Source organism: Peptoniphilus indolicus ATCC 29427 (genome assembly GCF_000227315.1).
In the GTDB taxonomy this organism is placed as follows: Bacteria; Bacillota; Clostridia; order Tissierellales; family Peptoniphilaceae; genus Peptoniphilus; species Peptoniphilus indolicus.
In genome coordinates this window covers 286,682-293,381 of record NZ_JH165061.1, presented here as the reverse complement: position 1 = coordinate 293,381, position 6,700 = coordinate 286,682, and the positions used below count along the sequence as shown (strand labels likewise).

At 31.9% G+C, this 6,700-nt stretch carries 7 protein-coding genes; 2 read left to right on the top strand and 5 right to left on the bottom strand.

What is annotated here, in order from left to right:
- Positions 1-588: 588 nt before the first annotated feature.
- The 5 genes from HMPREF9129_RS01315 to HMPREF9129_RS01295 all read right to left on the bottom strand — a co-directional run bounded on the left by HMPREF9129_RS01315 (position 589) and on the right by HMPREF9129_RS01295 (position 5,817).
- Positions 589-816 carry a hypothetical protein gene (locus tag HMPREF9129_RS01315; protein WP_004819532.1) on the bottom strand — a complete coding sequence of 76 codons (228 nt, stop codon included), beginning with the start codon at positions 814-816 and terminating at the stop codon, positions 589-591.
- Positions 817-832: 16 nt separating this feature from the next.
- The gene (locus HMPREF9129_RS01310; protein WP_004819531.1) at positions 833-1,483 is read right to left on the bottom strand and encodes a DUF1361 domain-containing protein; all 651 of its coding nucleotides are present in this window, start codon (positions 1,481-1,483) and stop codon (positions 833-835) included.
- 8 nt (positions 1,484-1,491) lie between these two features.
- Positions 1,492-1,944, bottom strand: a complete 453-nt coding sequence (lepB, locus tag HMPREF9129_RS01305) for a signal peptidase I (RefSeq protein WP_245946105.1) — start codon at positions 1,942-1,944, stop codon at positions 1,492-1,494.
- Between the two features lie 257 nt (positions 1,945-2,201).
- Positions 2,202-4,094: an ABC transporter ATP-binding protein gene (locus HMPREF9129_RS01300; RefSeq protein WP_004819528.1), complete on the bottom strand. Its 1,893-nt coding sequence runs from the start codon at positions 4,092-4,094 to the stop codon at positions 2,202-2,204.
- On the bottom strand, positions 4,087-5,817 hold the full coding sequence (locus HMPREF9129_RS01295) for an ABC transporter ATP-binding protein (protein ID WP_004819526.1): 1,731 nt from the start codon (positions 5,815-5,817) through the stop codon (positions 4,087-4,089). Before HMPREF9129_RS01295 ends, HMPREF9129_RS01300 begins: the two co-directional genes overlap by 8 nt.
- Positions 5,818-5,922: 105 nt before the next feature.
- Here HMPREF9129_RS01295 and HMPREF9129_RS01290 point away from each other — a divergent pair, with 105 nt between their 5' ends.
- Complete coding sequence (locus HMPREF9129_RS01290; protein WP_004819524.1) at positions 5,923-6,147, top strand: CDIF630_02480 family spore surface protein; 225 nt, start codon at positions 5,923-5,925, stop codon at positions 6,145-6,147.
- Positions 6,148-6,666: a phosphatase PAP2 family protein gene (locus tag HMPREF9129_RS01285; protein ID WP_004819522.1), complete on the top strand. Its 519-nt coding sequence runs from the start codon at positions 6,148-6,150 to the stop codon at positions 6,664-6,666.
- Positions 6,667-6,700: the final 34 nt, after the last annotated feature.

Sequence of the window (6,700 nt, the reverse complement as noted above, 5' to 3'; positions counted from 1 at the left end):
AACCCAAATTTTATAAAAAAATTAAGGTTAATAGTGTTAATGTAGCAATGTTAAATGAAGAGAATAATTTTTGGATGTTTTTTTACAATCTAATGAGCAACTAAATAATATATATACCTATGATCTAAAAAGTAATTTATTCAGTACTGTTGAATTCTAAAAAACAATTTATATAACACGGTTCTTGCGAAGCAAGAGTATACCGTGTTATACTCTTAATAGGATTATTTATTAGTTCGTGCATTCTTAAAGTGTTTGCGCGAACTTTTTTATACAATTTTTTAAGAGGTGTTTATGGGAGTTTTTTCAGTGCATATGCAGAAATTTTCTACTTGAGATATTAAAGGTCTTGAGGTGGAAGTTGATCGCAAAAGTCAAAATTTAAAGAATCAGAATATTAATTATTCTCTTTCAGAAAAAAATATTGATTTGGTCAAACCTAAAATTAATTTATATTCTGACACTTTAAATAGAGCAAATACATAGCTTAAAAATGACATAGATATATTAAAAGCTGATATTAATGGCTTTATTGCTAAAGAAAAAGTAGAATTTAAAAATATTAAAACTTAATAATAAGTGTGTGTTTTAATATTTTTTATTCAACTGGGTATTGGAATTTGCGTTTATTTTATATTCTACTATTTTAGAAATATCATTTATTAAACTTGATATCCCAAAAAACACTAAAAATAATATAATATAATCTATTTTATATTGTACATACATATGAAGTCCCAAAGAATTATCTGAAATAGCTAAAATAGCTACAGAAATGCCGGAAAATATTATTTTATGAATAAATTTAATACACATCACATTACCACCTATTTTAGTTTTGTTTCATATTGAAAAGAGTAAGCATTATTATAAAATGAATTACTGCAAAAGCGCCTAAGAGATAATAATCATTTGTGGAAATATTGTTTAAAATATCAGATACAATTGTGTGAATTTTAAATATATCCCAAGAGTTAAATCTCAAAAATCTGCCAATGTAGACAGCTAAAGAAGTGCCGGCTGATGCAACAATTAAAAGTATTAGTTCGGCAATCTTATGACCACGGCATCTCATTATCTTTAGAATGTTTATAAAACTTTCAAAGCTTAGCACCATAGAAAGAGTTATTATACAAACTTCAGCGCCTAACTTTATCCAATTTATAGCTTCCATTACATAGACTACTTCGCCGCCGATAATTTTATAATAATCCGAAGTTTTTATATGTATGAAGTCGGTAAACATATATATTGCATTTGGATAGAAGATAACCGACACAAAAAGCCCTAAAAGGACAAATAACGCACTGTCCTTTTTGGAAAGAGTAAAGCCGCTTACAATATAAGGTATAAATGAAAGGCCGGCGTTAAAGATTAAATATCTTTTATTTATATTAAAGTAAATTATGACTGATGAAAGAGCTATATAGATAAGAATATATATCATCAGTTTTTTTAGTGTTGAAGTTGTCTCTCTGTTCATTGGTTCTCCTAAAATATTTTGAATCTGACTTTTGCGACAATTGAATCGGGAGTGATAGCTCCAAAATGGCGTGAGTCGGAACTATTGTCACGATTGTCGCCAAGTACAAAATATTTATTTTCTAATTTTATTGAATTTTTATAGTATCTAGTTTTTTCTTTTATATAAGGTTCTTCAAGAATTTTTCCATTTAAAATTATATGCTCGTAGTCGATTTCGATTTCATCTTTTGGTAGTCCGATAACTCTCTTTACATACAATTTATCTTCCACTGGCGATTTGAAAACTATTATATCTCCGTGTTTTAAATCTGTCCTGTCAAAAATAGTACAGAACAGTATATTTCTGTTGTGAAAAGTATTTTCCATGCTCTGTCCACTGACAACAGATATACGAAAAACAAATACACGCAACAAAATTGCAATTGCTATAACAATTAAGTAAGCTCTATATTCTTGCATTGTTTTCAAAAAATCACCTCCAAATTTCTTTTATTTAATATATGTAATTATATCTAATTATGTAATTACGGACAACTTTTACAAAGAACTTAGACAAGTAATTGATATTTAAAATTTTATGACGGTAAGATTGTAAGGAACAGAAGTATAGAAAAGAAAAAGTCTTGGATTCCGTATGGGAAAAGTCCAAGACTAATTTGTAGGTTACTAGATAAATTTACCACACAAAACTGTATTAATGAAGTGTGAGTTTATTTTTAATCTTCTTTTTCTTCAAAACCACCAGTGTATAGGCGATAGTAAACTCCTTTTTGAGCCATCAATTCTTCGTGATTTCCACGTTCTATTATTTTACCTTTTGAAAGAACAATTATTGCATCTGCATTTTTTACAGTGGATAATCTATGTGCAATTACAAAAGTAGTTCTTCCTTTCATAATTTCATCCATTGATTCTTGAACAAGTCTTTCAGTACGAGTGTCGATTGAGGATGTCGCCTCATCTAATATCAACACAGGTGGATTGTAGACTTCAGCACGTCCAATTGATAGGAGCTGAGCTTGTCCTTGTGATAAATCTGAATTTGTACCTGAGATTACGGTATCGTATCTATTTTCAAGTTTTTCTATAAAGTCATCTGATTGAGTTTTCTTTGCTGCTTCTACAATTCTCTCGGCAGATGTGTCAGGTCTACCATATTTCAAGTTATAGTTGATACTTCCAGTGAATAGATGGGTATCTTGCAACACCATTCCGAGTGCACTACGAAGGTGTGATTTTTTAATATCTTTTATATTGATTCCATCAAAAGTTATCTTGCCTGAGTCTATTTCATAGAATCTATTTATCAAGTTGGTTATTGTTGTTTTACCGGCACCGGTTTCGCCGACAAAGGCGATTTTTTGACCGGGTTTAGCATATAGAGAGATGTTGTCTAAAATTTTATGCTCTCCATCATAAGAGAAGTCTATATTGTAAAATCTTATATCACCTTTGACTTCAATAAAATCTTCATCACTTGCAGAGTTTTTCCAAGCCCAACGTCCTGTACGTTCGGAGCATATTTCAAGACCATTTTCTTTTTCGCAAACTCTGACAATTTCATAAGTTCCGTCGTCAATTTCAACTTCTTGGTCAAGCAAATCGAAGATTCTCTTAGCTCCTGCAAGCGCAAGTATAACTTGGTTCATCTGTTGAGAGATATTGTTAATTGGTCCTGAAAAAGATCTTGATAGTTGCAAAAATCCTACAAGTCCACCAACGGTAAGACCATAGTTTCCGCTAAGAGTCATAAGTCCGCCAACTGTTGCTATAAATGCGAATTGTAAGTTACCTATATTAAAAATTATAGGGAGCAAGTATAGAGAGTATCTATTGGCGAGCATTGTGTTTTCAGTTAATTCTTCATTTAAAATTTTAAAATCTTCTATAACTTTATCTTCTCGAGAAAATACTTTAACAACTTTTTGACCTTCAATCAATTCTTCTATATATCCATTTGTCTTTCCGATTGAGTTTTGTTGTCTTGTAAAGAACACAGAACTCTTTCCTCCGACGAAATTCATAGATAGGAATAATAGGATTATACATACCACTACCACTAAGAACAGCATTGCTGAGGAGAGTATCATAGCTGTTATGATAACTATAAGCGTGAGCAGTGATGAAAAGAAGTTTGGAAGTGCGTTGGTAAGCATCTGTTCCAAAACTTGAGTATCACTTGTGTATCTACTCATTAGGTCGCCGTGTGAGTTTTGGTCGAAGAATGAAATAGGCAATTTTTCCATGTGCTCAAACATACTGTTTCTAAGATCTCTTATAATCTTCTCGGCTATATTTATCATAAGTCGAGAAGCTAACAGAGTTGAGAAAGTTCCCATGAGGAATATAAATGCATATAGAAGTATCAGTCTAATAAGCGGTGAGTAGTCAGGTGCTTTAGTATTTAACATAGGAGTTATATAATCATCAACTAAAGTCTTGATGAATATAGATTGTGCAACAGAAACTACAGAGCCGATGGACACAAGCAATATGATAGTTATAAATTTAATTTTAGATTCATTAAATAGTATCTTCATAAGCCTTAAGAAAGCCGCTTTGTTTTCAGGGGTGTTAATCTTTCCACGAGCTTGTCTATTCCTATGCATCAAAGTCACCTCCTATTTGAGTTTTGGCTATATCTTGGTATATCTCATTTGTATCTAAAAGTTCTTGATGAGTTCCAATTTTATTTATTCGCCCTTTGTCAACTACTAAGATATAGTCTGTATTTTTTAAAGAATTAATTCTTTGGCTTATTATTATCTTGGTAAGGTCAGGTCTGAATTTGTTCAATCCATCTATTATTTTCTTTTCAGTTTCATTATCAAGAGCGGAAGTCGAATCGTCTAAAATTAATATCTTAGGATTTTTTAGAAGTGATCTTGCAATGCTAAGACGTTGTCTTTGACCACCAGAGAAATTTGCACCGCCACGGTCAACTTTTGTGTCATAACCATTTTCTGTATCCATAATAAAATTATGAGCTTGAGCGAGCTTTGCAGCTTCTTGAACTTGATCTAAGGTAGCATTTACATCTCCCCACTTCAAATTGTCCAAGATAGAACCTGAAAACAGAGTGTTCTTTTGCAACACGACTGACACAGCATCTCGCAAATTTTTCAAATTATAATCTTTTACATTTATCCCTCCGACGGACACGACACCGCAATCAGCATCATAAAGTCTAGGAATTAAACTTATTAAAGTCGATTTTGAAGAGCCTGTTGGGCCTATTATCCCCACGCTATCTCCAGAAGAGATTGAAAAATTAATATCTTTTAAAACATATTTTGAGTTGTCGTGTAGGTATGAAAAACAAACAGCATTAAATTCTATACTGCCGTCTTTTACTTCGGTTAACCCATCAATATTTTTATCAAGGCCGGTCTTGGTGTTTAGAACTTCAACCACTCTTTCTGCAGAATTTCTCGAAATGATGAATTGAACTACTACAAAAGATAACATCATAAGAGAAATTTGAATTTGAACTGCATAATTAATAAGACTTACAAGCTGTCCTGTGGTAAGAGTGCCCTCCAAGATATGACCAGTTCCAAAATATGCAATTAAAAGAGAGGCAACATAAGTTGAAAGCATCATTATAGGCATGGCATAAGCCATCAATTTAGAAACTTTTGTATACAGTCTGAATAATTTTTTTGAAAGGCTATGGAATTTTTCAATTTCATGGTCTTCTTTAACAAAACTCTTAACCACTCTAATCCCCAAAAGATTTTCTGAAACCATTGTGTTTAAATCGTCATAGGTTTTGAAAATTTTCACAAAAAGAGGATGGGCATGGCTGATGATATATGCCAATCCAAGAATTAAAACGGGAAAGGTGAACATAAATGTAAGAGATAGAGAAAAATGTATATTAAAACTCATAATCATGGCAAAGATAAGTAGAAGTGGTGCTCTTAGAGCGAGTCTGTTTGCCATTTGATAAGAAGCTTGAATATTTTGTACATCGGTTGTCATTCTTGTTATAAGAGAACCGGTAGAAAATGACTCTATATCTTCAAATGCAAAGTCTTGTATGTTTTTAAATATTGCAAATCTTAAGTTCTTAGCGAGACCGGCAGATGCCTTAGTGGCCAAGTAGCCTGAAATCATTCCGCTTAGAAATGCTATTACAACGGTGATAATTAAATATATTCCATATTTCATAATGTCATCTCTTGAACCCAAACGGATGCCTTTGTCAATTATTAAACTCATTAAATAAGGTATTAGAACATCCATTGTAATTTCTATGACAACAAAAATAGGACAAAGTAGGGAATATATTTTATATTCTTTAACGTATGAGACAATTGTCTTTATCATAAAATTCCTCCTGTCTTGTCGATTAATATATTATACCCAATTATTTTTTGCACAAGTGGGTATACATGATAAAGTAAGAAAGTAAAAGTAAAGTAGGAGGATATTATGTCAGAAAATAAATTTGAAGAAATGAGCACATTGTCAGAACAAAGAAAAAAAGAAATCGTAGCAGATTTAGAACAAGCTAAAGAAATAAATCACGAAGAAAGACCTGCTACAGATGTATATGCAAAATCTGAAGAAAAAGATTCAGAAACAGGAGTAGAAACTCCAACAGAACAATCGGTAGAAGAAGCCAAACAATGGGTAGATGAGGAAAATCAAAGATAAGTGGAGCTAAGCATTTTAAACGCAATAGAGACTTTGCAAAATCCTGTCTTGGATAGAATTTCAATAATTATGGCTCAACTTGGAACGGGTGGAGCCATATTTATTTTAATTGGATTGTGTTTTTCAATCTTTAAAAAGACAAGAAGAATAGGATTTAATATATTACTTAGTTTAGTACTCTCAGCAATACTGGGGAACCTTATACTAAAACCTCTAATACACAGAGTGCGTCCTTATAATGCAATAGGCAGAAAAATATTGGTTAATCCATTAATAGATGGCTCTTTTCCATCAGGACATACCTATTCAGCATTTGCAACAGCATTCTCAGTGCTCTTTTATGATAAAAAGAATGGAATTATACTGCTTAGTTTTGCAATTTTGATGGGATTTACAAGATTGTATTTGTTTGTCCACTATCCAACAGATGTACTCGGTGGAGTAGCTTTGGGGTATATTTGTGCAATAGTTGCAAAGAAAATTTTGGAGAAAAAGGTTCCTCTAGAAAATCAGAGATAAATTAAATAGAACTTACTTAAGATTTTACTAAATA

Coding starts and splice junctions, on each gene's coding strand:
- HMPREF9129_RS01315 (WP_004819532.1), bottom strand. CDS start 816: ATGTGTATTAAATTTATTCATAAAATAATATTTTCCGGCATTTCTGTA.
- lepB (WP_245946105.1), bottom strand. CDS start 1,944: ATGCAAGAATATAGAGCTTACTTAATTGTTATAGCAATTGCAATTTTG.
- HMPREF9129_RS01300 (WP_004819528.1), bottom strand. CDS start 4,094: ATGCATAGGAATAGACAAGCTCGTGGAAAGATTAACACCCCTGAAAAC.
- HMPREF9129_RS01290 (WP_004819524.1), top strand. CDS start 5,923: ATGTCAGAAAATAAATTTGAAGAAATGAGCACATTGTCAGAACAAAGA.
- HMPREF9129_RS01310 (WP_004819531.1), bottom strand. CDS start 1,483: ATGAACAGAGAGACAACTTCAACACTAAAAAAACTGATGATATATATT.
- HMPREF9129_RS01295 (WP_004819526.1), bottom strand. CDS start 5,817: ATGATAAAGACAATTGTCTCATACGTTAAAGAATATAAAATATATTCC.